The organism is Schlegelella aquatica, from assembly GCF_026013905.1.
GTDB lineage: Bacteria > Pseudomonadota > Gammaproteobacteria > Burkholderiales > Burkholderiaceae_C > Caldimonas > Caldimonas aquatica.
In genome coordinates this window covers 209,408-235,140 of record NZ_CP110257.1, presented here as the reverse complement: position 1 = coordinate 235,140, position 25,733 = coordinate 209,408, and the positions used below count along the sequence as shown (strand labels likewise).

The 25,733-nt window shown below is 67.8% G+C and carries 19 protein-coding genes; 6 read left to right on the top strand and 13 right to left on the bottom strand.

The annotated features are described in order from the left end of the window. Position 1: 1 nt before the first annotated feature. The 7 genes from OMP39_RS01045 to OMP39_RS01015 all read right to left on the bottom strand — a co-directional run bounded on the left by OMP39_RS01045 (position 2) and on the right by OMP39_RS01015 (position 7,221). Positions 2 to 1,621: a hypothetical protein gene (locus OMP39_RS01045; RefSeq protein WP_264892974.1), complete on the bottom strand. Its 1,620-nt coding sequence runs from the start codon at positions 1,619 to 1,621 to the stop codon at positions 2 to 4. A gap of 12 nt (positions 1,622 to 1,633) precedes the next feature. Further along, positions 1,634 to 2,473, bottom strand: coding sequence for a DUF3800 domain-containing protein (locus tag OMP39_RS01040; protein WP_264892973.1), 840 nt, complete (start codon positions 2,471 to 2,473; stop codon positions 1,634 to 1,636). Next, positions 2,470 to 3,672 (bottom strand): restriction endonuclease subunit S, encoded by a 1,203-nt coding sequence (locus OMP39_RS01035; protein ID WP_264892972.1) that lies wholly within the window; start codon positions 3,670 to 3,672, stop codon positions 2,470 to 2,472. Before OMP39_RS01035 ends, OMP39_RS01040 begins: the two co-directional genes overlap by 4 nt. Then, a complete protein-coding gene (locus OMP39_RS01030) occupies positions 3,669 to 4,688 on the bottom strand; it encodes a virulence RhuM family protein (RefSeq protein ID WP_264892971.1) in 1,020 nt (339 codons plus the stop codon). Before OMP39_RS01030 ends, OMP39_RS01035 begins: the two co-directional genes overlap by 4 nt. Then, complete coding sequence (locus OMP39_RS01025) at positions 4,688 to 6,256, bottom strand: type I restriction-modification system subunit M (RefSeq protein ID WP_264892970.1); 1,569 nt, start codon at positions 6,254 to 6,256, stop codon at positions 4,688 to 4,690. The genes OMP39_RS01030 and OMP39_RS01025 overlap by 1 nt, the downstream gene beginning before the upstream one ends. Before the next feature lie 59 nt (positions 6,257 to 6,315). Further along, positions 6,316 to 6,558 carry a DUF2188 domain-containing protein gene (locus OMP39_RS01020; RefSeq protein ID WP_264892969.1) on the bottom strand — a complete coding sequence of 81 codons (243 nt, stop codon included), beginning with the start codon at positions 6,556 to 6,558 and terminating at the stop codon, positions 6,316 to 6,318. Between the two features lie 84 nt (positions 6,559 to 6,642). After that, a complete protein-coding gene (locus tag OMP39_RS01015; protein WP_264892968.1) occupies positions 6,643 to 7,221 on the bottom strand; it encodes a restriction endonuclease subunit S in 579 nt (192 codons plus the stop codon). 304 nt (positions 7,222 to 7,525) lie between these two features. On the opposite strand from OMP39_RS01015, the gene OMP39_RS01010 reads away from it, so the two are divergent. After that, a complete protein-coding gene (locus OMP39_RS01010; RefSeq protein ID WP_425340681.1) occupies positions 7,526 to 8,749 on the top strand; it encodes a dienelactone hydrolase family protein in 1,224 nt (407 codons plus the stop codon). A gap of 20 nt (positions 8,750 to 8,769) precedes the next feature. Here the strand turns inward: OMP39_RS01010 and OMP39_RS01005 are convergent, their stop codons facing one another. The 3 genes from OMP39_RS01005 to OMP39_RS00995 are packed head-to-tail and all read right to left on the bottom strand — an operon-like array spanning position 8,770 to position 14,466. Next, positions 8,770 to 10,215, bottom strand: coding sequence for an efflux transporter outer membrane subunit (locus OMP39_RS01005; RefSeq protein WP_264892967.1), 1,446 nt, complete (start codon positions 10,213 to 10,215; stop codon positions 8,770 to 8,772). Next, entirely contained in the window at positions 10,212 to 13,355 is a 3,144-nt protein-coding gene (locus tag OMP39_RS01000) for an efflux RND transporter permease subunit (RefSeq protein ID WP_264892966.1), read from the bottom strand. Before OMP39_RS01000 ends, OMP39_RS01005 begins: the two co-directional genes overlap by 4 nt. A gap of 13 nt (positions 13,356 to 13,368) precedes the next feature. Next, positions 13,369 to 14,466: an efflux RND transporter periplasmic adaptor subunit gene (locus OMP39_RS00995; protein ID WP_264892965.1), complete on the bottom strand. Its 1,098-nt coding sequence runs from the start codon at positions 14,464 to 14,466 to the stop codon at positions 13,369 to 13,371. 358 nt (positions 14,467 to 14,824) lie between these two features. Between OMP39_RS00995 and OMP39_RS00985 the strand changes: the two genes are divergently transcribed. After that, complete coding sequence (locus OMP39_RS00985; RefSeq protein ID WP_280925518.1) at positions 14,825 to 15,469, top strand: TetR family transcriptional regulator; 645 nt, start codon at positions 14,825 to 14,827, stop codon at positions 15,467 to 15,469. A gap of 30 nt (positions 15,470 to 15,499) precedes the next feature. Here the strand turns inward: OMP39_RS00985 and OMP39_RS00980 are convergent, their stop codons facing one another. The 3 genes from OMP39_RS00980 to OMP39_RS00970 all read right to left on the bottom strand — a co-directional run bounded on the left by OMP39_RS00980 (position 15,500) and on the right by OMP39_RS00970 (position 20,305). After that, positions 15,500 to 17,020: a DUF1501 domain-containing protein gene (locus tag OMP39_RS00980; RefSeq protein WP_264892964.1), complete on the bottom strand. Its 1,521-nt coding sequence runs from the start codon at positions 17,018 to 17,020 to the stop codon at positions 15,500 to 15,502. A gap of 12 nt (positions 17,021 to 17,032) precedes the next feature. Beyond that, the gene (locus tag OMP39_RS00975; RefSeq protein ID WP_264892963.1) at positions 17,033 to 18,781 is read right to left on the bottom strand and encodes a DUF1800 domain-containing protein; all 1,749 of its coding nucleotides are present in this window, start codon (positions 18,779 to 18,781) and stop codon (positions 17,033 to 17,035) included. 222 nt (positions 18,782 to 19,003) lie between these two features. Further along, a complete protein-coding gene (locus tag OMP39_RS00970; RefSeq protein WP_264892962.1) occupies positions 19,004 to 20,305 on the bottom strand; it encodes an SBBP repeat-containing protein in 1,302 nt (433 codons plus the stop codon). Between the two features lie 240 nt (positions 20,306 to 20,545). Here OMP39_RS00970 and OMP39_RS00965 point away from each other — a divergent pair, with 240 nt between their 5' ends. The 4 genes from OMP39_RS00965 to OMP39_RS00950 all read left to right on the top strand — a co-directional run bounded on the left by OMP39_RS00965 (position 20,546) and on the right by OMP39_RS00950 (position 25,723). Continuing rightward, complete coding sequence (locus OMP39_RS00965; RefSeq protein WP_264892961.1) at positions 20,546 to 21,304, top strand: class II glutamine amidotransferase; 759 nt, start codon at positions 20,546 to 20,548, stop codon at positions 21,302 to 21,304. Between the two features lie 143 nt (positions 21,305 to 21,447). Further along, positions 21,448 to 22,638: a DUF4382 domain-containing protein gene (locus OMP39_RS00960; protein WP_264892960.1), complete on the top strand. Its 1,191-nt coding sequence runs from the start codon at positions 21,448 to 21,450 to the stop codon at positions 22,636 to 22,638. Positions 22,639 to 22,919: 281 nt separating this feature from the next. Beyond that, on the top strand, positions 22,920 to 23,411 hold the full coding sequence (locus tag OMP39_RS00955) for a (2Fe-2S)-binding protein (RefSeq protein ID WP_264892959.1): 492 nt from the start codon (positions 22,920 to 22,922) through the stop codon (positions 23,409 to 23,411). Continuing rightward, positions 23,408 to 25,723: a xanthine dehydrogenase family protein molybdopterin-binding subunit gene (locus OMP39_RS00950; RefSeq protein ID WP_264892958.1), complete on the top strand. Its 2,316-nt coding sequence runs from the start codon at positions 23,408 to 23,410 to the stop codon at positions 25,721 to 25,723. The genes OMP39_RS00955 and OMP39_RS00950 overlap by 4 nt, the downstream gene beginning before the upstream one ends. The last annotated feature ends 10 nt before the right edge of the window (positions 25,724 to 25,733 follow it).

Sequence of the window (25,733 nt, the reverse complement as noted above, 5' to 3'; positions counted from 1 at the left end):
GTCAGGTCGCTCCCGTCCGAACGTGGGCCGGCATCGTGGCGATCACAACAACCTGGCTCTCTTCGTCCCAAAAGTAATAGATGCGCAAGCAGCGCCTTGGATCGCGGGTGTTGCCGCCGTTCTTGATGTGCCATTCGACTGGCACCTGGCGACCATTCCAGGCGAAGTCAAAGCTGTCGGCACCGCAGCGCTCGTTGTGTATGCCATCGGCGATGGGCTTGCGGAGATCTCCGGCGGCACCATTCATTCGCGAATCGCGGTACTCATTGGCCAGCCATAGCAGGCAGCGGGCTGCCGTTTTCGGATCATCGAAATCGGCAGACTTGGTCTCTCGGCGGGCCCTGCCGGAGAGCATGACGCGGCCGCTGAGGATCTCGTCGCACCAATCGGCAAATGTGTCCCAGCTTTCTGGGAGTTGGACGGCTGAATCTGGCTCATCGCCGCGTTCCTTGATCTGCGCCAGCAGCCGTTGAATCCTGAATTGGGCACCACGCAGTTGCTGCTGATAGTTCTGAGCCTCTTCGTCAGCGCGCTCGTACTCGGACAGCCACTGTTCAGCCTCGGCCCTGGAGCGTTCCAGATCGTCCTTCAACGCATCGATCTGGATCTGAGCGGCCTTGAGCTGCTCCGCATCCGACGAACCGGCCTGCTTCAGCCGTTCCCGCTCCAAGTCGAGACTCGATTCCCGAACCGCAGAAAAGGCAACGACATCGTCGCCCAACCGCAGGCGACGCAAGCTCTCATTCGCAACAAGCCAACGCAGCGCCGTGAGCGTCGACCTTGCCCGTTCATGGTCCGTTTGCTCAATGAAGAACAGTCGGTGTGCATACGGGTTCGCATCTTGCGAGAACCCCGGCATATAGGCGCGCACAGCGCCGTTGTAAACCGACCGGGCCTTGCCAAGCTGCTCCGTCAGGACCCAGGTGAGGGCCGACGGAACGACAACCACCCTTGCAATGCCCAGGGCGGCCTTTGCGAGCAAGCGAACATCGAGCCGGGGAGCGACTTCGCCCTCAGCGACCGAGCACACCAAGTAGGGCACGGCGCGGCCGGGGTTTGTCAGTTCACCGACCAAGTCCTCCGCGTCGACCTGAGACGTGATGAACCAAGGGAGTCCATCGATGCGAGCGTCACCGTGCCGCAGACCGCAAGCCGTCGCGACCTGCCGCACCAATCCAGGCACAGACGGTTCAATGCGAAGGAATACCTCCGGCGTGCTGACCAGTAGCCGCAGGCTGAACAGGGCAGGTCCGTTGGTCGGGGCGTACCCAATGACAGCCTCGGTGGTCCAGGTGCGCTGGGCGACGTTTGCATCCGGCCGATCCACCCGCAGGGCCCACAGCGCACGGTGGCTGTCTTCGAAGCTCGCTCCAAGGCAGGTTCGACCGCCCCGAAGATGCTCGAAAGATCGCCCTTCTGCCGCAGCAGCAGGCAACTGATCGCCAACCTGTTTCGCCGCCCATGACAGCACCTCATTTCGGGCTGCCTTGGCTGCGGCAACGGGGTCAGCGCCCGAAAGTGCGGCCGCGACACGAAGCAGTTCCCGCTCGCGGACCCGCATGGGTTCCCTGTGCGCGAAGGCGGATGCCTCGCCAATGCCCCGGAGTTCTGTTTTGCTCATCGTCAGCCTCCCTCAGATCACCCACGCCGGGTGCTTGATCGCGTTGTAGAAGTCGACGCACTCGGTTTTCGGCGTACGCCCTAGTCTTTCCCTGCGGCTATCGAGCTTGTGAACCAGCCCCTCATAGAATGCCTTTTCTCCCGAATAGGCTTCCGGTAGCGCCGTGAGCTCCAGCCATCTGCGATACACGTACGAAACCGCATCGGCAATTTGTACGAGCGAGGAATGTTCCGACTTGATCGCGAATGCGGTGTTGATGACCTGGTCGAAGCGCTCGGATTGCTTGAGCGGTTGCCACACTGTTTTGCCCTTCACGGTCTTGCTCTGCTGGTAGAGTCCATCGAACCAGGGATTCGCGTAGTACAGACCGTCCGACAGCTTGGGCATGTGGACCTTGTTGTCGTCGAAGATGATGACGGACAAACCTTTGTTGTTTGACTGCGTCTGCATCTTCTTTTGGATCAGGCCGCAGATGAACATGCCTAACAAGGGCCAGTAGTCCTTCGAGCCTGGGATCGCGTAGGCGCCCCCAGCGCACGCCGCGTTGAAAGCCTGAAAGGACATGCCAAAGCCGTATATCTTCGATACCTCGACGGCCAGGTCGCAAATGTCGGTCAGGAACTGCTTGCGTTCATCGGGCGCAACAACGTTCCATCCGCCTCTGCCGTTGATGAAGGCCTTGGTCTTCAGTTCTTTCGGGGCGCCCGGGTGCTTTGCCAGGAATGCGGAAAGGGCCTGATCGAACTGGCTGGTGTATTTGCGCAGCCGATACGCATCGATCAGCAGCCCTGCCATGACGAACACGTCGCCTTCGCCGGCATCTCCCGATTCATCGACGTACGCAAACTTCATGTGACCTCCACTTCGGTGACGGGCACGCGCCACTTGCCGGTCAAAAGCTTTTGCATCAGGCCGCGTTTTTGGCGTTTGAGGGCGGTAAGAGAGCGGGAAAGCAGGGTGATTTCTTGGCGTAGCGTATTGAGATAGCGGGCGATGGCGGTTTGGGTGGCGAGGTCGGGCAAGGGAATGGAGAGGCTGGCAAACTCGCTGAAGGACACGGTTTCGCGCACGCTGCCCTGGGCGCTCTTCTTGATGCGTTCCCGCGCCTCGTGGGAATCAAGCCAGTGTCGGAAATAATCGGAATCGACCTTGGTCTCGTCGAGCCCGAACACCACGTACATCGGACTCAGCACGCCATCATCCCAGTCGTCCAGCCGGGCGATGGAGCCAACGTTGATACGGGAGGGGTTGTAGGCGTACTGCCCGCGCCGCACCACCTTGTAATTAGACAAGTCGGCGCTGGCGACACGGCGCTCGAACTGATCTTCCGGCAGGACGAAACCCCGCGAATTGGTGACGCTCAGGACGCGGGCCTCATTGCCATCGCGATTGCGCTCAGATATTTCGTGGGCAAAAGAACCGACTTGGCCGCGCGGATGCTGGCCACGGCTGATGAGGCGCGAGAGTTCGTGGGTGTAGTATCGCTCCTTCGCCTCGATCAGTTGCTCGGTTTTCTGGATGGCGGAGGCCCAGGCTCCTACCACTTCCGTTATCTGGCACTGCTCTTCATACGGCGGAACTAGGAGTGGGAATTCCTTCAGCTGAGTCGAGTTCAGCGACGACAGGCCAGTAGACCCCTTGGCACATGATAGAAAGTAGTTTCGGCCATAGTCCGATTGGACTTGAAGTTCGAGAAACTTCGGCAGCAATTGACTATTGGGGCGTGGTCGGACAGCGAACACGTGATTTTGATGAACGATGTCACTGATCTGGCCATCCCAGAGACAACCACGCCCAAGGTTTTCAGGGTTTCCGTTGCCTTCGATAAGCAGAAGATCGCCCTTCTGTAAAGTGAAGCGTGCTACTTGACTGGCAGGCACCTCAATTTCTTGCACGTCAGATAGATCAACAATGCCATCCTGTACGTTGGCCACTCTCAAATAAGGGAGCCTCACCGTCGGCCCTTCTCGCTTAGCGTTTTTGGAAAGGCCCGTGCGCACGTCGGCAAGGTGGTGAAGGGGCAGGTTTGCCCAACCAGCTGGGCGCTTCATTTCTTCTTCCCCCGCCCCTTATCCTCCAGCGTGCGCCCGACCTGCTCCAGCGCCTCCATGTCCTCGGCATCCGCCCCCAGCCGGGCCGCTTCCCGCCGCGCCGCATCGAAGGTCTCGTAGCGCTCCAGCGCCAGTCGCTCGGCCACCTGGGCGCTGATCTTGCCGGCGTGGGTCAGCACGTCCCGTTCGTTGAACTGCAGGAAGGCGTCGAGCTTGTCCTCCCACTCGCGCATGGTCATGGGCTTGCGGCGGCGGGCCATGTCCTCGGCGTAGTCGAGGTACATGACGACGATGCGATTGAGCTCGTCGATTTCGGCGGCTTGCAGGTAGTTCTTGGCGATGGTGACGTCGCCCTGGCGAACCCGGCTGCCCTTGAAGCTGGTGAGGCCCATGTTCGGTAGCGCCGGGTCAGCTCGTCCCGAGATCAGTTCGGCCGCCGTGTGCCCGGTAACGGCCCAGAGCATCTTGTTCTGCACCTTCTTGAAGAAGAGCTGGGCGGCCTCGGACTTGGGGTCGTAGTCCACGGCGGTGGCGTAGATGTCGCGCACCTTCTGGTAAAAGCGCTTCTCGGACGCCCGGATGTCGCGGATGCGTTCGAGCAGTTCGTCGAAGTAGTCCCAGCCACCGGGTTCCTTCAGGCGCTCGTCGTCCATGACGAAGCCCTTGACCAGGTACTCGCGCAGGTGGGTGGTGGCCCACTGGCGGAACTGGGTGCCGCGCAGGGAGCGCACCCGGTAGCCCACGGCCAGGATCATGTCCAGGTTGTAGTGCTTGAGCGCCCGCCTGACCTGCCGCCCGCCCTCCTGGCGAACTTGTAAGTGTTCCTTACAAGTTGCCTCGGGCTGGAGCTCGCCCTCGGCATAGATGGCCTTGACGTGCAGGGTGATGTTTTGCGGGGTGGTCTGGAACAACGCCGCCATCTCCGCCTGGGTGATCCAGACGCTGCCGCCTTCGGCGCGCAGGCGCACACTCGCCGCGCCGTCCTCGGTGGTGTAGAGGATGAGTTCGCCCGCCATCAGGCCACCTCCGCGCCCAGAGTCTTGAGGTGCTCGCGCATGCGCTCGCGCACCTCGGCCAGCTCGCGCTCGAGCTGCTCGATCTCGCGCTGCACGGCGGCGACATCGATTTCTTCCTCTTCCTCGAAGGTATCGACGTAGCGGGGGATGTTGAGGTTGAAGTCGTTCTCGGCGATCTCGTCCAGCGGCGCGACGTAGGCGTATTTGTCGACGTTACGGCGCTCGGCCACCGTCGAGACGATCTTCTGGAAGTGTGCTTCGGACAGCTGGTTCTGGTTCTTGCCGGGGATGAACTCGCGGCTGGCGTCGACGAACAGCACGTCGCGCACGTGTTCGCGCGAGCCGCCTTTCTCGCGCGCGCGGTCAAACAGCAGGATGGCCACCGGAATCGAGGTGGTCGGGAACAGGTTGCCGGGCAGGCCGACGACGGCATCGAGCAGGTTTTCCTCGATCATCGCGCGGCGGATGCGTCCTTCGGCGCCACCGCGGAACAGCACCCCGTGCGGCACGACGACGGCGACACGGCCCTCCTGGGGCAGCGCGCGTTCGATCATGTTGGTGATGAACGCCCAGTCGCCCTTGGACTTGGGCGGCACGCCGCGCCAGAAGCGGTTGAAGCGGTCGTGGTCCGCGTGCTCCGCACCCCACTTGTCCAGCGAGAAGGGCGGGTTGGCGACAACGACGTTGAACTTCATCAGCCGGTCGCCCTCGATGAGCGCCGGGCTGTTGAGCGTGTCGCACCATTCGATGCGGGCGGCGTCCTTGCTGTGGATGAACATGTTCATCCGCGCCAAGGCCCACGTGGCACCGTTGACCTCTTCACCGAAGAGGGCGTAGTTGTGACTGCCTTGGGCCTCGACCCATTGGGCGGCTTCGATCAGCAAGCTGCCGGAACCGCAGGAGGGGTCACAGATGCGGTCGCCGGGCTTGGGGTTGGCCAAGGCCGCCAGCAGGCGCGAGACCATCTTGGGCGTGTAGAACTCGCCGGCCTTCTTGCCGGCATCGGACCCGAAGCGTTCGATGAGGTAGATGTAAGTGTTGCCGATGACGTCTTCGGAGACCCTGGAGGGGCGCAGGTCGAGCTTGGCGAAATCTTCCAGCAGGGTCTTCAAGCGGCGGTTGCGGTCCTTGGCCTTGCCGAGGTTGGCCTCGCTGTTGAAGTCAATGTTGCGGAAGACGCCCTCGAGCTTGGCCTTGTTCGCGTCCTCGATGTGATCGAGCACGATGTTGATCAGCTCGCCGATGTTGGGCTCGTTGCGGCGCTCGTACAGCGCGTTGAAGTCGCCCAGGAAGCGGTCGAGTACTTTGCCGGTATCGGCATCCTTCAGCTCGACATACGGCAGGATGAAGCGCTCGCGCTCGAGCTTGCGGCGGATGCGTTCGTCGTCATCGCCGTACTGCGCCTTGTATTCAGCGTAGTGGTCGTTCCAGAGGTCGCTGATGTACTTGAGGAACAGCATCACCAGGATGTAGTCCTTGTACTGCGCGGGATCGACCACCCCTCGGAACGTGTCGCACGCGGCCCAGGCGGTGGCGTTGACTTCTTGTTGAGACAGCTTGTCGGTCATTCCTTGCTCCTTGATGGTCGCTGGGCGGGGCGCCCGCTGCCGGCCGCCCCGCTTTTCTGTCAGCCAGGGATCTTCCTGGGGTCGTTACCGTGGCTGTCGGACTGACCGATCTTCCCGTCGCGGTTGTGGATCTTCAGTTCCGACCCCTCGCGTTGGCTCATGCGCCGCGCGGCGTCGATGGCCTCCCGCTTGGTATCGTGGTGAGATCCGGCACGGGTCGCCCCGCCGCGCTTGTTGTCCCAACCACCGTTGGGGTTCGGCACGACGTGCCGCGTGTTGCTGGTTGAAGCCTTGTTGGCCATAATTGGTGCCTCAAACGTTGTGTTGAACGACGTGCCGGTCTGAGTAGGTCCAGTACTCGGGCCGGCTTCCTCACCCGCTGACCATCAGCGGGTCTCCTGTGCTTCACGCAGCAGGATTCCTTCGATCAGCGCCTTTCGGCGCCCCCTCAATTCCTCCAGCAAGGCCGCCTCGCGCGACGAGAACTGTGCGACCTCGACGATGAGGCGCTGCCTCTCCAGCGGCGGCAGTGCGACCTCAAGACTGTCAAGCACACCCTTGCCGATCATCTTCACGGCCGTTCCGGCTGCCCGCCCTGCGAGCGCGGCCTGGGTCGCCGGGTGGTTGATGAACCACTGCAGGTAGGCGGGCTCGACGAGCTCGGTGTTCGGCCGAATCAAAAGCATGGGCGCGGCCAGCACGGCGCGGCCAATGTCTGCCCCCACGAGCGCAGCCGAATTGGTCACCCCCCGCGACCGAAACAACAGGTCCCCCGCGCGAACCAGATGCCGGTTCTTCAGATCGGGCATATGAATGCGCGCCAAGCCCTCGGGGTGGAGGAGGTTGGCGTCGTCGATGTCCTTCATCTGAATCACGGCGACGTCGCCTTCCGCATCCGTTTCCAGGCGGCCGCGGAATGAGTAGCCCATGCGGACCTCAGCGATGTTGATCAGCCCGAGCATCATTTCGCTGTAATCCGATTACTGCGTTCAGTTGCTTGCTCCATGAGCGAATGGTAGGCGCACAAGACAAGCTCGGCAAGTGCTGTAAAGGCGTTTCTGCGGTTTCGTGTCGCCGACCTGTGACCCTGGCGAGGGCGGGCGCGTCCAGATCACCGAATTCGCACCCTCGAGCCCGCCGGCTTGCGATCCTGTTCGGAATCCGGGTTGGACGTTGGTGAGGACTACACCACCACTTTCCAGCGCCCAACCGTTCTCGGTTGGGCGTTTTCGTTTCCGGGTTCCCCGACACCGCGCGGGGTTCCGGGCCATTCTGCCTGCGCCGCGCCCCACTGCCGGGGGCCGGGAGATCTTCGGCATCAACGAGTTCATGCGACGCACCGCCGACGCGTTCGCGGCGGAGGGCTACGTCGTGCTGGTGCCCGATCTCTACTGGCGACTGGAGCCCGGCATCGACCTCGGCTACAGCGAGCAGGAATGGCAACGCGCGTTCGAGCTGTACCAGCGCTTCGACGTCGATGCAGGCGTGCAAGACCTGCTCGCCGCCGCCGGCGCCCTGAAGTCACGGCCCGAGTGCACCGGCAAGGTGGGCTGCGTCGGCTACTGCCTGGGGGGCAAGCTCGCCTATCTTGCTGCGTGCCGCGGCAAGCTGGACGTGAGCGTCGGCTACTACGGGGTGGGCATCGAGCAGCACCTGCACGAGGCCTCGCACCTGCACGAGTCCTCGCACCTGCACGAGGCCTCGCACCTGCACGAGGCCTCGCACCTGCACGGGCGGCTCGTGCTGCACATGGCCGAGCTCGACGCCTACTGCCCGGCGCCGGCTCGCGAAAGCATCGTGAGCGCGCTGGCCGGCCGGCCCGACTGCGAGACCTACGTCTACCCGGGCGTGGACCACGCCTTCGCCCGACCCGCCTCGCCCCACTACAGCAAGACGGCCGCGGGCATGGCATGGCAACGCACCGTCGCGGCCCTGCGCCGCGAACTCGGCCCCTACCACGACCTGTCGGCGCTGTGGGACAAGCATTGCGAACACGAGTTCGCCACGCGCGACGTCGACGCGACGATGGCGACGATGGTCTCTCAGCCGTACGTGAACCACATCCCGACGATGACGGGCGGCGTGGGCCACGACCAGCTCAAGCGCTTCTACAAGTACCACTTCGTCGACCGCAACCCGCCGGACACGAAGCTCATCCCGATCTCGCGCACCATCGGCGCCACGCAGATCGTCGACGAACTGCTGTTCTGCTTCACGCACACGATGGAGATCGACTGGATGCTGCCGGGCATCCCGCCCACGGGGCGTTATGTCGAGATCCCGCTCGTGGCCATCGTGCAGTTCCGCGGCGACAAGCTGTGCCACGAGCACATCTACTGGGATCAGGCCAGCGTGCTGGTGCAGATCGGCGTGCTCGACCCCAAGGGCCTGCCCGTGGCCGGCATCGAGACGGCGCGCAAGCTGCTCGACGAATCGCTGCCGTCCAACACGCTGATGGAGCGCTGGGCCACCAGCGAGGGGCTGCCGCTGTAGCGCGGGCCCCCGCTCGGGGCTCAGCGCGCCGCGCCGATGGCGGGCTCGTCGTCGCGCCAGCCGCCGCCGAGGGCTTTGAACAGCTCCACGGTGGCGGCCAGTTGGGCCTGGCGATTGGCCACCGTCAAGAGGCGCGCGCTGTTGGCCGTGCGCTGGGCGTCCAGCAGCTCCAGGTAGCCGGAGTAGCCCGCGTTGTAGCGCTTGTGCGCCAGCTCGAGCGCGCGTGTGGCGGCGCGCTCGCCGGCTTCGGCCTCGGCCTGCGACTCGCGCGCAGCGTGCACGTTGGCGAGCGCGTCGGCCACGTCCTTGAAGGCGGCTTGGACCGCGCCCTGATAGGCCGCGAGCGCCTCGCGTTGCCGGGCCTCGGCCTGCTCGGTCTGCGCCAGCCGGCGGCCCGCATCGAAAAGGGGCAGCGTGAGGCCGAAGCCCAGCGACCAGATGCGCGATCCGCTGTGCAGCAGGTCGGAGAGCTCGGCGCTCTGACCGCCGGCCAGGCCGGTCAGTGAGAGCGTCGGGAACATCGCCGCCTTGGCCACTCCGATCTGCGCGTTGGCCGACACGAGCAGTTGCTCGGCCTGCCGTACGTCGGGCCGGCGTTCGAGCAGCGACGAGGGCAGCCCCGCGGGGGGCGCAGGCGGCAGCGGCAGGCTGCGCACGCGGCCTTCCGCCAGCGCCAGCCCTGCCTGCCCTGTCAGCAGCCCCAGTCGGGACTGCGCCAGCGCGCGCTGGCGCTCCAGTTCGCGCAGCTGCAACGCGGCATCGGCGCGCAGCCCTTCGGCCTGATCGACCTCCAGCTGCCCCCCGGCCCCGCTTTGCAGTCGCAGGCGCAGCAGGCGCAGGGCTTCTTCGCGGGTGCGCAGCGTCTCGCGCGTCAGTGCGATCTGCTCATCCAATGCGCGCAGGCTGAAGTAGCTCTGGGCGACCAGGCCCGCGACGGTCTGCCGCACGACCTCGTGACCGTAGCGGCTCGCCAGCGCCTGGGCCCGCGCGGCCTCCGAGGCGCGGCGCAGCCGGCCCCAGAAGTCGATCTCGAAGGAGGTCGTGGCGACCAGCCGGAAGCTGTTGGCCGTCACGCCGCCGCCGGGCAACCCGGTGGTGGCGCTGGAGCGTCCGCGGCTGGCGGCACCTTCCGCGTCGACGCCGGGCCACTGGGCGGCGCGCGCCTGGCGCAGCAGCGCCTCGGCCTGCTCGACGCGCGCGGCCGCTTGCAGGAGGTCGCTGTTGTGCCGCAGCGCGAGCTCCATCAGCCGGTTCAACTCGGCGTCCTCGAACTGCACCCACCACCGATGCGGCATCGCCGGGGGCGCCTCGGCCGTCGCGGCCGGCTCGCCCGGGAAGCGCGCCGGCAGTTCGACCGCCGGGCGCCGGTAGTCGGGCCCCAGGGCGCAGCCCGCCAACGCGAGCACGAGCGCGAGGGCCGCGCGGCGCCAAGCCTTCAGCCGCCCCGTCCATGCGAAGCACGTCATACCGCCACCTCCTCGGTCGCACCGGGCGTGTGCCCGTGCTGCGGCCGCGGCTTGCGCGCCAGCAGCGTGAAGAACAACGGCACGAACACCGGGGCGACGAAGGTCGCCACCAGCATCCCGCCGAACACGCCGGTGCCCATCGACTGGCGTGCGGCCGCGCCGGCCCCGGTGGCGAACACCAGCGGCACGACGCCCAGCACGAAGGCCAGCGAGGTCATCACGATGGGGCGAAAGCGCAAGCGCGCGGCCTCCAACGCGGCTTCGGCCGCCCTCTTGCCCTGCTCCATGCCTTGCATGGCGAACTCGGCGATCAGGATCGCGTTCTTGGCGGCCAGCCCGATCAGGACCACCAGGCCGATCTGGAAGTAGATGTCGTTCTCCATGCCGCGCACCCACACCGCGAGCAAGGCGCCGGTGACCGCGAACGGCACCGCGAGCACCACCGCGAACGGCACGCCCCAGCGCTCGTACAGCGCCGAGAGGATGAGGTAGACCATCACGAGCGCGAAGCCGAAGGCGAACACCGACGCGCTGCCGGTGCGCTTTTCCTGGAAGGCCTGGCCCGTCCATTCGTAGCTGTAGCCCGGTGGCAGCGCCTGGCGCGCGACCTCCTCGACCGCGGCGATCGCCTCGCCGGAGCTGTAGCCGGGCTTGGCGTTGCCCATCACCTTGGCGGCGATGTAGCCGTTGTAGCGCTCGAGCTGCTCGGCGCCGATCACCGTGTCCACCTGGATCAGCGCCTTGAGCGGGATCATCTGCCCGGTCGTCTGCGAACGCACGTAGAGGCGCCCCAAGTCCTCCGGCTTGGCGCGGTACGGGGCGTCGGCCTGCATCGTCACCCGATAGATGCGCCCGGACCGGTTGAAGTCGTTGACGTAGAGCGAACCCATCTGGGCCTGCAACGCAGCGAAGACCTCGTTGACCGGCACGCCCAGTGCGAGCGCCTTTTCGCGGTCCACCTCCACGCGCAGCTGCGGCACGGTGGGGCGGAAGAAGGTCTGCGTGCCCGCGAGCACCGGATGCTGGTTGAGCGCGGCCATGAAGTCCTGCGTCACCTGCGCAAGCCGCCGCGGGTCGCTCTCGCCGCGCCCTTGCACGTAGACCTCGAACCCGCCAGCCTGCCCCAGGCCTTGGATGCCCGGCGGGTTGAACGCGAAGGCCAGCCCGTCCTTCAACGCGAAGCCCATGCCGCTGACCTGCTGCGCGAGCTGCTGCGTGGTCTGCTCGCGCTCCTCCCAGCCCTTCATCGGGATGAAGATGGTCGCCGCATTGCTCTTGGCGCCCCCGCCGATCAGGTCGAAGCCGTTGATGATGAAGAAGCTGTCGATGGCCGGGTTCTGCGCGTTCATCAGGCGCAGCTGCTCGGTCGTGCGCGCCGTGCGCTCCAGCGTCGCGCCATCGGGCAGCACCACGGCGGCGATGATGTAGCCCTGGTCCTCCTCGGGCACGAAGCTGCCGGGCACCCGGGTGAACAACAGGGCCGCACCGCCGAGCATCAGCGCAAAGAGCCCGAGCGCCAGGATGCGGCGCTTGAGCGCCAGATCGACCGCGCCGAGAAAGCGCCGGGTGACCCAGTCGAAGCCCCGGTTGAAGGGCGCGAACAGCCGCTCGAGCCGCGTGTGGCCGTCATCGTGCGGCTTGAGCAGCAGCGCGCACAGCGAGGGCGTCAGCGTCAGCGCCACCACGCCCGACAGCACCACGGCGATGGCCACCGTCACCGCGAACTGCCGGTACAGCTGCCCCGCGATGCCGCCCATGAACGCGACCGGAACGAACACCGCGCACAGCACCAGCACGATGCCCACCACCGCGCCCGAGACCTCGCGCATCGCCTCGATGGCGGCGGCCATCGGGCTCATCTTCTCCTCGCGCATCAGCCGCTCGACGTTCTCCAGCACCACGATGGCGTCGTCGACCACGATGCCGATGGCCAGCACCATCGCGAACAGCGTGAGCGTGTTGATGGAAAAACCGAACAGCCACAAGCCCGCGAAGGTGCCGATCAGCGACACCGGCACGGCGAGCATCGGAATCAGCGTGGCGCGCCAGGTCTGCAGGAACACGAACACCACGATCAACACGATCGCCGCCGCCTCCAGCACCGTCTTGACCACCTCGTGGATCGAGGCCGAGACGAAGCGCGTGGTGTCGTAGGGGATGAGGTAGTCGACGTCCTCGGGAAACCGCTCACGCTTGAGCTCGGCCATGCGCGCCTTGACGGCGTCGCCCACGTCGAGCGCGTTGGCGCCCGATTGCAGGAACACCCCGATCGCGATCGCCGGCATGCCGTTGACCGTGCTGGACTGGTCGTAGCTTTGCGCCCCCAGCTCGATGCGGGCCACGTCTTTGAGGCGCAGCACGCCGTTCGGGCCGGCCGCGCGCACGACGATCTCGCCGAACTCCTCGGGCTGCACCAGCCGCCCGCGCGCGGTGACGGTGTAGACCAGCTCCTGCCCCTTGGGCGCGGGCTCGGCGCCGATCTTGCCGGCCGCGTACTGCGCGTTCTGCGCATTGACCGCCGCCGCGATGTCGGCCGTCGTCACGCCGAGCTGCGCCATGCGGTCAGGCTGCAACCAGATGCGCATCGAGTAGTCGCGCGCACCGAACACCAGCACGTCGGCCGTGCCGGGGATGCGCTTCAACTCGTCGAGGATGTTCTGCGTGGCGTAGTTGGACAGGAACAGCTCGTCATGGGTGCGCTGGGGCGAATTCAGCGCGATCACGAGCAGGAAGTTCTCCGAGCGCTTGGCCACCACCACGCCGTTGCGGCGCACCTCGTCGGGCAGCCGGGGCGTGGCCAGCTGCACGCGGTTGTTGACGTTGAACGTCGCCTTGTCGATGTCGGTGCCGACCTCGAACGTGGCGGTGATCGTGACCGTGCCGTTCGACGAGGAGGTCGAGTTGAAGTAGAGCAGGTTCTCGACGCCCGAGAGCTGCTCCTCGATCGGCGCAGCCACCGTGCGCGCGAGCGTCTCGGCCGAGGCGCCCGGATAAGTGGCCGTGATGGTCACCGTGGGCGGGGCGATCTCCGGGTACTGCGCGATCGGCAGGATGCGCAGCGCCACCAGCCCGGCCAGCACGATGACGATGGACAGCACGGCCGCGAAGATGGGCCGTTCGATGAAGAATTTGGACGACATGCCCGGCTCCTCGTCACCGCGAAGCGGCCGGGGCCGCGCCGGCGCCTTGCGGCGCGCTGGCGCCCGGGGCCCCTGCGGCCGGTACAGACGCGGCCGTGCCTTGCGGCCCGCCCGGGCTGGCCGCACCCGCCGGTTGCGGCGCCACCGGGGCCCCGGGGCGCAGCTTCATCAGGTTGTCGACGATGACCTGGTCGCCCTCGTTCAGACCCTTGTGGACCACCCAGTCGCTGCCGACCCAGGCACCGGTCTCCACCGGGACGGGGGTGGCCTTGCCCTCGCGCGCCACCCACACCATGCGCCCCTGCTCCGTCTGCATGACCGCCGACTGCGGCACCTTGTAGCCCTGCACCTGACCGGCCACCACCTGAGCGCGCACGAACTGCCCCGGCAACACCGCCAGCTCGGGGTTGGCGAACTCGGCGCGCAATTGCACGGTGCCCACCCGCGGGTCCACCGTCGAGCCGGCGAAGTTGAGCCGCCCCTGCGTCAGGAATGGCTTGCCGTCCGGGCCCAACAGTCGCACCTCGGCCTTGCGGGATTGGCGCAGCCGCGCCAGTTCCGCCTCCGAGAACGAGAACCGCACCCAGATCGGGTCGGTCTGCGTGAGGGTGGTCAACAGGCTGTCGGAGCCCGCCGTCACCAGAGCCCCTTGCGACTTCTGCGACCGCCCCGTGATGCCGGAGATGGGCGCCACGACCGAGGTGTACGACAGGTTCAGTTCGGCCTCGCGCACGGCCGCCTGCGCCGCGGCGACCGCCGCCTCGGACAGACGGGCGTTCGAGACCGCCTCGTCGTATTCGCGCTGCGAGATCGCCTGCTGCTCGGCCAGGGGCTTGAGACGCTGCGCCTCGCGGCGCGCCTGCTCCATCTGCGCCACCCGCTGGGCCAGGTTCGCGCGCGCCTGCTGCAAGGCGATCTCGAACGGGGCCCGCTCGATCTGGAACATCGGTGCCCCGGCCTTGACGCGCTGGCCTTCCTCGTAGAGCTTGCGCTCCAGCAGGCCCGAGACACGCGCGCGCAGCTCGACCTCCTTGGAGCCCTCGGCCTGACCCACGGCTTCGATCGTCACCGGCACGCTTTCGAGGCGTGCCGACTGGACCGTGACCGGCATGGCCGGCATCGCGCCCCCGGGGCCTGCGCCTTGCGCCCGCGCGTCACCCGCGCCGCGATCGCTGCAGCCGCTGAGCAGCACGACGGCCGACAGCAGGACGGCCGCAAGGGCCGCCCCGCACGAGGAGCGCCAGGAAGGCAGGAGGCCCCGGCGCCCTGCGCGAGCCGCTCGTGACGGCCGGGACGGCAGGAGCTGAAGGTGCGGATGAGCCATGATGAACCTGTAAGCGCAATGGATAAGGCGGCCGGCCGGAATTCGTGATGGAATCCGAACGACCACGATGGAACTGGCGAACTGCGGGAGGTATCATACATACATTCCTGTACGTATGTACGTCGCCCCGATGCGACGAGCCGCCATGGTCCGACGCACCAAAGAGGAAGCCGAGCAGACCCGCCGACGGATCCTGGCCGCGGCGCGCCAGGTGTTCCACGAGCGCGGTGTCGGCAATACCAGTCTGGAACAGATCGCCCAGGCCGCCGGCGTGACCCGCGGCGCCATCTACTGGCACTTCGCCAACAAGGAAGACCTCTTCAAGGCCATGTGCCAGGAAGTCACGATCCCCTTCCTGGATCGGATGGACTACACGCTGCTGGTCGATCCCTCGTCCAGCCCGCTGGAGCGGCTGCGCAACTTCCTCCTGCAGATCACGACGACCGTGCAGCAAGACGAGTGTCTGCGCTGCACGATGGAGATCCTCAACTTCAAGTGCGAGTACGTCGGTGAGATGGAAAAGGACCTGGCCGACTACATCGAGCGCAACGAGGAGTTCCTCGACAAGCTCGAGCGCACCTACCAGGCCGCCCGGCGCGCGGGCCAGTTGCGCCCGGGCCTCGCACCTCGCATCGGCGCCCTGGAGACGCTCGTGTTCGTCACCGGGCTGCTGCGCCTTCGCCTGCTCGGCATGCCGGCCGTGCAGCGGACGCACGACGTGCGCGCCATGATCGACGCGCACGTGCGCAGCCGCGAGTGCCCCCAGCGCGAGCCGGCCACCACGACGTGAGCGCCGCCCGCCCGGGCGCCGGAACGCCGCTCACGAACGCATGAACCCGAGGTCCCGCTGCGAGAAGTTGCGCAGGTTGGGCAGCACGTCGAGCAGTTGCTGCTCGCTCAGGCCGAACCAGCGCCCGAGCGTCGCCGCGTACTGATCGACCGAGACGCTGGGCAACAGCGAGCCATTGCCTCCCACCTGGTCAGGGCTGCTGAAGTCATTGCCCGCGGCATTGCGCAGGCCGTATGTCGGGAACGTTCCGTACACGTCGCCCCCTTGCACCGCGCCCCCCATCACGAAGTGGTGCGCACCCCATCCGTGGTCGGTCCCATCGCCGTTGCTGGTGAAGGTGCGGCCGAAGTCCGAGGCAGTGAAGGTGGTGACCTTGTCGCGCGCGTTCAGGTTCCCCAGCAAGGTGTCGAAGTAGCGCAGACCATGGGCCAGGCGGGCCATCAGGTCGGTGTGGGTGCGATTCTGGAAATCGTGAGTGTCGAAGCTGCCGAAGCTGACGAAGAACAATTGCCGCTTGACGCCCAGCCCTCGGGCCGCGGCGATCATCTTGGCCACGATGCGCAGTTGCTGGGCCAGGGTGTTCCTTGTCGCAGCGCCGGTCAGCGGGTGGATGTAGTTCATGTCGGCGTCCGAGCCAAACACCGGCGAGCCCTCCACCGTCGCCAGCGCGACGCTCAGCACCCGCTCCGCCTCGATGGACCGCTTGCTCGTGTCGGCGTAGGCTCGCTGGAGCAGGTTGAGCGAGTGCGGCGTGGTAACGATGCGCTGCAGCGCGGCGCCCGCCTCGGCGCTGCCCAGAAGCCGGTGGCTGGCATCGAGCGCCATCCTGATCGGGCCCGACGGGCTCACCTGATACTGCCGCACTTCACGCCCTGCCAGCCACACAGCGCTACCGGACGCAGACACGGCCGTGAAGAGGCTGCCCCAGTCGTTCTGGCTGAGCAGCAAGTCGGCCATCCGGCCGCCCCAGCCCAGCGTGGCCCCCTCCGGGGCAAACGCCTGCCAGGCCGACTGCTGATCGTTGTGCGAGTAGAGCTTCGCTGGCCTCGGATGGCGGGCCAGGCGGTATTGCGCCTTGCTGGTCGGGACGACGAGCGGCCCCACGTTCGCCACGATGGCCATCCGTCGCTCCACGTTGAACATGCTCTGGAACGTGCCAAGCATTGGATGCAGCGCGAGACCCCGACCCACCGCGCTTCGCTGAGGTGCCAGAGCAAGCACGCCGCCCAGACGCGCCGGAGACTCGGGCGCCGCGGCGGGGTCCCCGGGCGCGCCGGGTGGCAACAGGGCGATGGCATCGCCGGGGCCCTGGCGCACCGCGTTGTAGGCGCTCCAGGAATCAGGGTCCGTCGCCAAGACGGTGTTGAAGCTGTCGTTGCCGCCCAGCAGGAACACGCACACCAGTGCCTTGTAGTCGGTTGGAGCAGTCTGCGCGGCGGCGGCGCCGAGGGTCGCGAGATTGAAAGCGAACGGGCCACCGGCAGCGCCCACGGCGGACAGAGCACCGGCACGACGGAGAAACTCCCGACGCGAGGCAGAGATCAAACCCATCGCGGACTCCCCTTACCGTTGAACGACGAACTCGGGTGACACCAGCGTCAGCAGCACCGCGATCTGCACGCGCTTGAGCTTGGCGGCCTGGATCTGCGCCAGGTTCGACGAGGTCGGCGGGAGCACAGGGATGGCGACCGACTCGAGGGCTCGGCGAATCTCGTTGCGCAAGCCCTCGGTCATTTGCCCGTACAGGAGCCGCTGGTTCATGCGCTCGACGAGCTCATCCGGGTGCTCCGCGATCGCCAGTTCGGCCGAGAAGTCCACCTGCACGTCACGTCGCGGGGCCTTGTGGTCCACACCGTTCTGGCCGACGCCGTAGCGAACGGCGGACAGCATGTAGTTGGCATAGCCCCCGACGGATGCAGCATGCGTGATCTGCATCTCGGGCGCCACGAGGCCCGCCGCGGCGAGGGCCGTACCCGGGGGCACGTAGCCTGGGCGGTAGAAGTTGAAGACCGAGGGCGCGCGCAGGGGCGACTGTCCCAGCGAGGTTCCCGCGTCGTCGGTGATGCCAACGAGGTAGCGTCCACTGTCGGACGTGGCATTGAAGGCGCGCAGGAACGCCGTCAGACGCAGCACCGGCTCGCGCAGTTTGCCGAAGGCAGGATCGCGGGCCCGTGCCTCGCTGCGGGCTTCGGGATCGAGCAGGATGGCTCGAACCACGGCCTTCATGTCGCCGCGCACGCCCGCGCCGTTGTCGTCGAAGGCGGCTGCCACGCGCTGCACGTACGCAGGACTCGGGTTGCTCGTCACCAGTCGCTGGATCAGCTGCTTGCCGATGAATGGTCCGACGTTGGGGTGATGGAAGAGCACATCCAAGGCTGCGCGCAGGCTGTCTTCGGCGTTCGTGCCGGCTGCCACGGTGTGCCCCAGAAACCGCTTCTCGCGTGTGGAATGGAACTTCGCGTACGCGCGCATTCCATGCCACTGACGATCCGGATGCTGGCAGGTGGATCGCCCGTAGAAGCAGGCGTCCTCGTCCCGATCGCTGTACCAGCTGAAGCCTGTGAACACGTGGGACAGTCCGACGATGTCGTCGCTGGTGTATGTCTCCAGCGGTTGTCCCTGTGCATCGAGCACGGGCGTGCCGTCGGAGCGCAGCTGGTTGAGTCCGATGGTGAACAGCTGCATCACCTCGCGGGCGAAGTTCTGGTCGGGCACCCGCCCGGTGGCGGGATCGTCCTTCTGGTTTCGCAGGTGGGAGAGGTACAGGCCCATCATCGGATGCCGTGCGACCGCGTCGAGGAGGTCGCGGTAGTTGCCGAAGCTGTGCAGGGCCAGCATGTCCATGTAGCCTGCCGCGCCGCGCGCATTGGCGGCGACCCCAGCGTCGAGCATCGAGATCACGAAGATCTGCGACAGCGCGAACGCCACGCGCTGTCGCAGCTGGTCGTCCCCCCGGATGGCGCGTGACCAGAAGCTGTCGAGCACCTCGCGCTGGCCGGCCTTGCCCGCGGGGTTCGCGGCCTTGATCTCCGCATCGGCTCGGTCCCAGTGCTCACGGTGCACGGGCGCACCCCCGCGCCGGAACTGATCCTCGATCCAGTCCCGATAACCCATCGACATCACGGCGTCGATGTCGCGATCCGTGGGCCCGAACGTGGCCTGCGTCAGGAAGCGCGCCGCTTCCTCGCGACTGGCTGGCATGTCCGACACCGCGCCCGAACCACCGCCACACCCCAACATTCCTAGCACGAGGACGAAGGCGGTCGCATTGCGCGTCCATCCCAGCAGCTCGCTCCATACGAGTCGCTTCACGTTGCCCTCCCGACCATCGGCCCGGGGCCGCTGTCATCGCACTGCACGGCCTCCTCGTGCGCGAGTCAGGCAAAGGCCGTGCGCCAAAAGAGGCCAGGGGAAGCAAGACCTGCGCGCGCAGACCCTCGGCCACGGCGAGGCCGAGAAACGGGGCTTCCCGCTCCCCCGGGGGCGGAGCGGCGCTGCGAACGGCGCCGCCCTTGCCGCGCTCCTACGCCGCCCTCATTGCTTGTTGCCCGAGGCGTCGTAGCGGGCCAGGACCATGTCCATCCCACCCTGCGAGACGAGTCCGTCGACGGCACCCAGGGTCTGTCCACCGAGGTAGACGCGCGCCTGAGCGTCGGTCGCGACCGCCCACGCGGTGTCGGCCAACGCCGAGCCCAGCCGGCGCACCCACAGCGGGTTGCCGCCGCCGTCGTACTTGAGCAGCACCATGTCGACGTTGCCCAGCGCCGTGGTGCCGGCGAACGACCCTGCGCTGTGGCCCGCGACATAGGCGTTGCCCTGCGCGTCGGTGGCGATCGCGTAGCCCGCGTCTTCGGCCGTGGAGCCGGTGCGTTGCAGCCACTGCCGGGTGCCGCTGGCGTTGTACTTCGCCACGAAGATGTCGCCGCGCGAGTCGGCGGTGCCGCCGCCGAGCGCGCCGTGCGTGTAGCCCGTGAGGAGCACGTTGCCCGAAGCATCGACCGCCAACGCGCGCGCGCCCTCATCGGCCGCCGTGCCGATCAGATCCGTCCACTCGCGCGTGCCGTCCGAGGTGCGGCGCTTGGTGATGAAGGCGTCGCCTTGCCCGCCCGCATAGCTCTTCCCGTCCATGCCGTGGGTCGTCTTGCCCGTCACGTAGAAGGAATTGCCGGACACTGCGATCCCATGGCCCTCGGTCGCGGTGTCCTCGACGCGGGAGAGGTCGGCCACCGTACTGCCATCGGCGGCGAGTTTCAACACGAGCAAAGCGCCGCCGTTCCTCTGACCCGTCACGAGGATCTCGCCGCTTGGAGCCGCGGCCACCGCCTTGCCCACATCGCCGCCGCTCGTGCCCCACTGGCGCGTCCACAGACGCTGGCCGTCGCTGCCGAAAGCGGCCACCAGCACGTCCGGTCCCCCTGCGTGCGGCTCTCCCTCGACCGAGCCCTGCACGGTGGCCGCGACGATGATGCGGCCTTGGGCATCGACGGTGAGGCCGCCGGCCTCGTCGTTGCCCGACGAGCCGAATTGACGCTCCCACGCCAGTCGGCCGTCCGGGCCGTACTTGGTGAGCACGAGGTCCACGCCGCCCCGCGACGACTGGCCGCTCAGGGTGCCCGCCGTCATGCCGAAGACATAGACGTTTCCTTGCCCGTCCGTCTTCACCGCCATGATGGTTTCGTTGCTGGCCGTGCCCCATTGCTTCGTGTAGGCGGTCGGCGTCGGCAGTTGCCCTCCGCCCGAGCCGTTGTCGTCGTCTCCACCGCCTCCGCCACCGCACGCCGCCAGGGAGAGGGCGAGTGCCGTGGGCCACAAGGTACGCAATGTCTTCCGCGTCATCGAAGTCCTCCGTGGGTGTATGTGATGCCGGGCGCCGGGGCGTCCGTTGCCTGCACAGTGTGGTGGCGCACGTCCCGCAGGTCGTCCCCGTGATGCCGGGGGACGCAGATGGCACAAATGTGTCAGCGCAGAGAGGAAGGCTTCACCATTGGTCACAAAGGGGGCCTCGCGCCCCGGCGGCGGGGCGCGATGACGAGGGGATTACCATGCACGGCAGTGCTCCCGAACTGCGCGCCAGCCATGTGCCAACTGCTCGGCATGAACTGCAACACCCCGACAGACATCGTGTTCAGCTTCACGGGGTTTGCCACGCGCTCGCAGGAGCACGCGGACGGCTTCGGCATCGCCTTCTTCGAAGGGCGGGGCGTGCGGCTTTTCGTCGATCACCAAGCGGCGGTGCGTTCCCCGGTGGCCGATCTCGTGCGCCGCTACCCGATCCGCAGCACGAACGTCATCGCCCACATCCGCAAGGCCACGCAAGGCCCCGTCGGGCTCGAGAACTGCCACCCCTTCGTCCGCGAGTTGTGGGGCCGCTACTGGGTCTTCGCTCACAACGGCGACCTCCAAGGCTTCGAGCCCCGGCTTCACGCCGCTTTCCGCCCGGTGGGCGACACCGACAGCGAGCGCGCCTTCTGCTGGCTGATGCAGGAGTTGGCGAAGAACCACGCCCGCGTACCGAGCCCGCAGGAGCTCACCGAAACCTTGCGCGAGCTGGCCGCAGTCCCGGCGCGTCATGGCACCTTCAACTTCATGCTGAGCAACGGCCACGCGCTGTGGGCCCATTGCTCGACGCGCCTGCATTACCTGGTGCGACAGCACCCCTTCAGCACGGCCCGGCTCCAGGACGAGGACATGACGGTGAACTTCGCGGAGGTGACCACCCCGAACGACCGGGTGGCCGTGATCGTCACGGAGCCGCTGACGGCCGACGAACCATGGATCCCCTTCGAACCCGGTCAGCTGCGCGCGTTTCTGGACGGGGCGCCTTTGCCGGTGTGACGCTGGCCGCCGTCCGGCATCCACCGACGACGGCCGGGCAGGTTACGGCTTGAAACACCAAGACCGGGAGGCTCTGCCCGTGGGGGAGAATAATGGGCGAATTTCCCATTTGACGGGCTTCGGAACCCGCACACGAGGTGCTTATGGAGTTCTTCGCGAAGATGACCGCGTGGCTGCGTCCCTGGATGATGGCCACCATGGCGTTCTGGTTGGCCTCCTGTGGAGGAGGTGCCGGCTCCGGCGGCACCGGGATCGTGCGCGTCTCGCTCACCGATGCGCCGAGCTGCTATGAACACGTGTACGTGACGGTGACGCGCGTGAGCATCCACCGCAGTCCGTCGGCCCTGCCGGACGACGGCGGCTGGTCGCACATCGACGTGACGCCCGCGCGTCGGATCGACCTGCTGTCTTTGACGAACGGGGTCCTGGAGGAGTTGGGGCAGACGGCGCTGCCCGCGGGTCGCTACAGCCAGATCCGTCTGATCCTGGCGGCCAACGGTGGCACGGCGCCCTACGCCAACTCCGTGGTCGTGAACGGCGAGGAGCAGGCGCTCCACACCCCGAGCTCTCAGCAAAGCGGCCTCAAGCTCCATGCCCAGTTGGACGTGGCTGCCGGGCAGACGCTGGATGTGGTGCTGGACTTCGACGCCTGCAAGTCGGTGGTGCAGGCGGGCAACTCCGGCAAGTACCTCCTCAAGCCGGTCATCTCGGTCATCCCGCTCGCGGCCGGCACGGCCCAGGCGGTGGCAGGGTACGTCGACGCGAGCGCGGCCGGCACGACCGTGTCGCTGCAGCAGGCCGGCGTGGTGGTGCGCTCGACGCAAGCCGCGGCCGACGGGCGCTTCTTCCTGTCGCCGGTCCCGCAGGGCACCTACACGCTGGTCCTCGCCGGGCCCGGGAAGAAGACCGCGGTGGTCACCGGCGTGCCCGTGGGCAGCGGCGTCACCACGGTCAGCACCCAGGCAGCTCCGATCGCGATGCAGGCGTCCGGCACCGCCGACGTGACCGGCACGATCGTCCAGTCGCCGGCGCCCGCCGGCGGCATCGACGCCACGGTGCGCGCGCTGCAGAACGTCGGCGGCGGGCGTGTCGAGGTGGCCGCGGTCCGCGTCGCAGGGGCCGAGAACGAGCCTTCCAAGGCGTACGCGCTCAATGGCTTGGCGACCGCCGCGCCGCGTGTGGCGACCTACACGGCCGGCGCGGTCACTCCCACGTTCGCCGACGCGCCCGGCGTCGCGGGTCAGTACCGCATCGAGGCGTCGGTGCCCGGCGCGGATCCGAAGACGGCGGACGTCACGCTGCCCCCGAGCGCCACGGAAGACTTCACCTTCTGAACCTGACGAGGCTGGGGCGCCGCGGCACGGGTGCGCGGTGCCGCCCTCGGGTGGCCCCCAAGGGCCGACCGTCGCGCGACGCTGTGGCGAAAAGCCGACGCTGTGTGAATCGACGTTCACGCGCGCCGGCCGCCGCGGCGCGCCGGCCGGTGGCCCCGCCGCCCGTCGCAAGAACGGAGTCCGGGGCAGAAGTTGGATGCCCGCACTGGTGCGGCGCGGCCAATTCCGCACAATGCCGTCATGGACCCGTCGCCGCCGGCGGTGGGAGAGGAGACGACGGCATGGAAATCCAGGTCAACGGGGCGGTTCACCGCCTGCCCGACGAGCAGGTGGACGAGGCGATGCCCCTGCTGTGGGCGCTGCGCGATGTCTTGGGGCTGACGGGCACCAAGTATGGCTGCGGCGTCGCGGCGTGCGGCGCGTGCACGGTGCGCGTGGGCCCTCGTGCGGTGCGGGCCTGCGTCACGCCGCTCGGTCAGGTGCGCGGCCAGCCGATCCAGACGATCGAGGGACTCAAGTCGGACCGCCTGCACGTGCTGCAGGCGGCGTGGACGGAGCACCAGGTGCCCCAGTGCGGCTATTGCCAGTCGGGAATGCTGATGGCCGCCGCCGCCCTGCTGGACGAGCGGCCGGACCCGAGCGATGCCGAGATCGACGAGGCGATCACCAACCTGTGCCGCTGCGGCACGTACCCGCGCGTGCGCGAGGCGATCAAGACGGCGGCCCGCGAGTTGCGCGGCCAGCCGCGGCGCAAGGCGGCGGGGTGGGCATGAAGCGGCGGCATTTCCTCCTCAGCGCCGCAGGGGTGGCCGGCGCGCTGGTGGTGGGCTGGGGGATCCTCCCGCCCCGCAGCCGCCTGGGCGACCGCCACACGCTGCCGGTGCGCGAGGGCGAGGTGGGCCTGAACGGGTGGATCAAGATCCACCCCAACGGCGACGTCGGTCTCGCCATGCATCGCAGCGAGATGGGGCAAGGCGTGCACACGGCGCTGCCGATGCTGGTGGCCGAGGAGCTGGACGTGCCGCTGGCGCGAGTGCGGCTCGAGCAGGCGGGCACCGATGCCATCTACGGCAACGTGGCGGCCTTCCTCGCGATGCTGCCGTTCCACCCTGCCGACGAGGAGCCGGGCAAGGAAGGCGCCACGGTGCTGCTGTCGCACTGGATGGTGACCAAGCTCGCCCGCGAACTGGGCATCAGCATGACCGGCGGCTCGACCTCCGTGAGCGACGCGTGGGAGCCGCTGCGCCTGGCAGCCGCCACGGCCCGCGCCCAGCTGCTGGGGGCGGCGTCGCTCAAGTGGCGGCTGCCGGCGGCCGAGCTGCGTGTGGTGGACGGGGTGATCAGCCATGCGTCGGGGCCGAGCGCTCATTTCGGCGAGCTGGCGCGCGAGGCTGCGGCCCTCTCGGTCTCCGAGGTGCGCGTCAAGCCCCCCCAGACGTGGAAGCTCATCGGCCGCAGTGCACCGCGCACGGACGTGCCGGCCAAGTGCGACGGCACGGCCGTCTTCGGCATGGACGTGCGGCTGCCCGAGATGCGCTACGCCGCCGTGCGCATGTGCCCGATGCTCGGCGGGGGCGTCGCGCGCGCCGACCTCGACGCGGTGTTGCGCATGCCGGGGGTGGAGCGCGTCGTCCGGCTCGGGGCTCTGGCCGGGTCCACGGCCGGGCTCGCGGTGGTGGCGCGCACCACCTGGCATGCGATGCGTGCCGCCCAGGCGATGTCCGTGGAGTGGAGCCCGCCGCCGCACGATCCGCACCGCGGGCTGCTCGACAGCGCCGCGATCGAGCGTGAGCTCGAAGCGATCGCCCGACGCGCGCTCGAGGCTGGCGAAGGGTTCACCTTCCACCGTCGCGGCCAGGCCCGTGACTCCGCGACGGCCGCGAGCCGCTCGCTGGAGCGGACCTACACGGCCCCGTACCTGGCCCACGCGACGATGGAGCCGATGAACTGCACGGCCCGCGTGCGCGATGGCGGCGTCGAATTGTGGGTGCCGACCCAGGTGCCGACGCTGGCGCGAGATGCCGCCGCCCGCATCGCGGGTGTGCCTCGCGAGCGCGTCACCGTGCACGTCACGCTGCTGGGGGGCGGCTTCGGCCGTCGGCTGGAGGTGGACTTCGTCGCCCAGGCCGTGCGCGTGGCGCTCGAGATGGGGGGCCGGCCGGTGCAGCTCGTCTGGCCGCGCGAAGAGGACTTCATGCACGACTTCTACCGCCCGGCGGCCGCGGCCGTGCTGCGCGCCGAGCTCGCAGACGACGGCCTTCCGCTGCGGCTGGAGGCCGTGACGGCGGGCGATGCGATCTCGCCCCGCTGGATGGAGCGCGGTCTGCCGCAGTTCGCCGGCCCGGTGGACGCGCCGGACAAGACCACCAGCGAAGGCCTGTTCGACCACCCGTATGCGATCCCCCACCAGCGCATCGCTCACCGGGCCACCCGCAGCGGGGTGCCGATCGGCTACTGGCGCTCCGTCGGGCACTCGCACAACGCGTTCTTCTGCGAGAGCTTCATCGACGAACTCGCGCACGAGGCGCGCCAGGACCCGGTGGCGTTCCGTCTGGCGCTGCTGGAAGACAAGCCCCGGCACCGCGCGGTGCTCAAACTCGCGGCCGAACGTGCCGGCTGGGGCCGGCCGCTGCCGGCGGGACGGGCGCGGGGCGTGGCCTTGCACGAGAGCTTCGGCTCCATCGTCGCGCAGGTCGTCGAGGTCTCCCGCAGCGAGGGCCGCCCGCGCGTGCATCGCGTGGTGTGCGCGATCGACTGCGGCACGGTGGTCAACCCCAACATCGTGCAGCAGCAGATGGAAGGCGCGATCGTCTTCGGCCTGAGTGCCGCACTGCACGGGCGCATCGACATCGTCGGGGGCGCCGTGCAGCAGCGCAACTTCCCGGATTACCCGCTGCTCAGCCTGGCCGACACGCCGCAGATCGAGACGCACCTCGTGCGCAGCAGCCGGGCCCCCGGAGGCGTCGGCGAACCGGGCACGCCGCCGATTGCGCCCGCAGTGGCCAACGCCTGGTTCGCCCTCACCGGCGAGCGCGTGCGCGGCCTGCCCCTCATCGCCGCCGCGCCTCGCCGGCCGGTGGCCTGAGGAGGCGGGG

Bases quoted from the DNA above. Each gene is read 5' to 3' on its own strand.
- OMP39_RS00985 (WP_280925518.1), top strand. From the start codon at position 14,825: ATGGTCCGACGCACCAAAGAGGAAGCCGAGCAGACCCGCCGACGGATC.
- OMP39_RS01020 (WP_264892969.1), bottom strand. From the start codon at position 6,558: ATGGCCAACAAGGCTTCAACCAGCAACACGCGGCACGTCGTGCCGAAC.
- OMP39_RS00965 (WP_264892961.1), top strand. From the start codon at position 20,546: ATGTGCCAACTGCTCGGCATGAACTGCAACACCCCGACAGACATCGTG.
- OMP39_RS01025 (WP_264892970.1), bottom strand. From the start codon at position 6,256: ATGACCGACAAGCTGTCTCAACAAGAAGTCAACGCCACCGCCTGGGCC.
- OMP39_RS00950 (WP_264892958.1), top strand. From the start codon at position 23,408: ATGAAGCGGCGGCATTTCCTCCTCAGCGCCGCAGGGGTGGCCGGCGCG.
- OMP39_RS01000 (WP_264892966.1), bottom strand. From the start codon at position 13,355: ATGTCGTCCAAATTCTTCATCGAACGGCCCATCTTCGCGGCCGTGCTG.
- OMP39_RS01015 (WP_264892968.1), bottom strand. From the start codon at position 7,221: ATGATGCTCGGGCTGATCAACATCGCTGAGGTCCGCATGGGCTACTCA.
- OMP39_RS01035 (WP_264892972.1), bottom strand. From the start codon at position 3,672: ATGAAGCGCCCAGCTGGTTGGGCAAACCTGCCCCTTCACCACCTTGCC.
- OMP39_RS00960 (WP_264892960.1), top strand. From the start codon at position 21,448: ATGGAGTTCTTCGCGAAGATGACCGCGTGGCTGCGTCCCTGGATGATG.
- OMP39_RS01030 (WP_264892971.1), bottom strand. From the start codon at position 4,688: ATGGCGGGCGAACTCATCCTCTACACCACCGAGGACGGCGCGGCGAGT.
- OMP39_RS00955 (WP_264892959.1), top strand. From the start codon at position 22,920: ATGGAAATCCAGGTCAACGGGGCGGTTCACCGCCTGCCCGACGAGCAG.
- OMP39_RS01005 (WP_264892967.1), bottom strand. From the start codon at position 10,215: ATGACGTGCTTCGCATGGACGGGGCGGCTGAAGGCTTGGCGCCGCGCG.
- OMP39_RS00995 (WP_264892965.1), bottom strand. From the start codon at position 14,466: ATGCCGGTCACGGTCCAGTCGGCACGCCTCGAAAGCGTGCCGGTGACG.
- OMP39_RS00980 (WP_264892964.1), bottom strand. From the start codon at position 17,020: ATGGGTTTGATCTCTGCCTCGCGTCGGGAGTTTCTCCGTCGTGCCGGT.
- OMP39_RS00970 (WP_264892962.1), bottom strand. From the start codon at position 20,305: ATGACGCGGAAGACATTGCGTACCTTGTGGCCCACGGCACTCGCCCTC.
- OMP39_RS01045 (WP_264892974.1), bottom strand. From the start codon at position 1,621: ATGAGCAAAACAGAACTCCGGGGCATTGGCGAGGCATCCGCCTTCGCG.
- OMP39_RS01040 (WP_264892973.1), bottom strand. From the start codon at position 2,473: ATGAAGTTTGCGTACGTCGATGAATCGGGAGATGCCGGCGAAGGCGAC.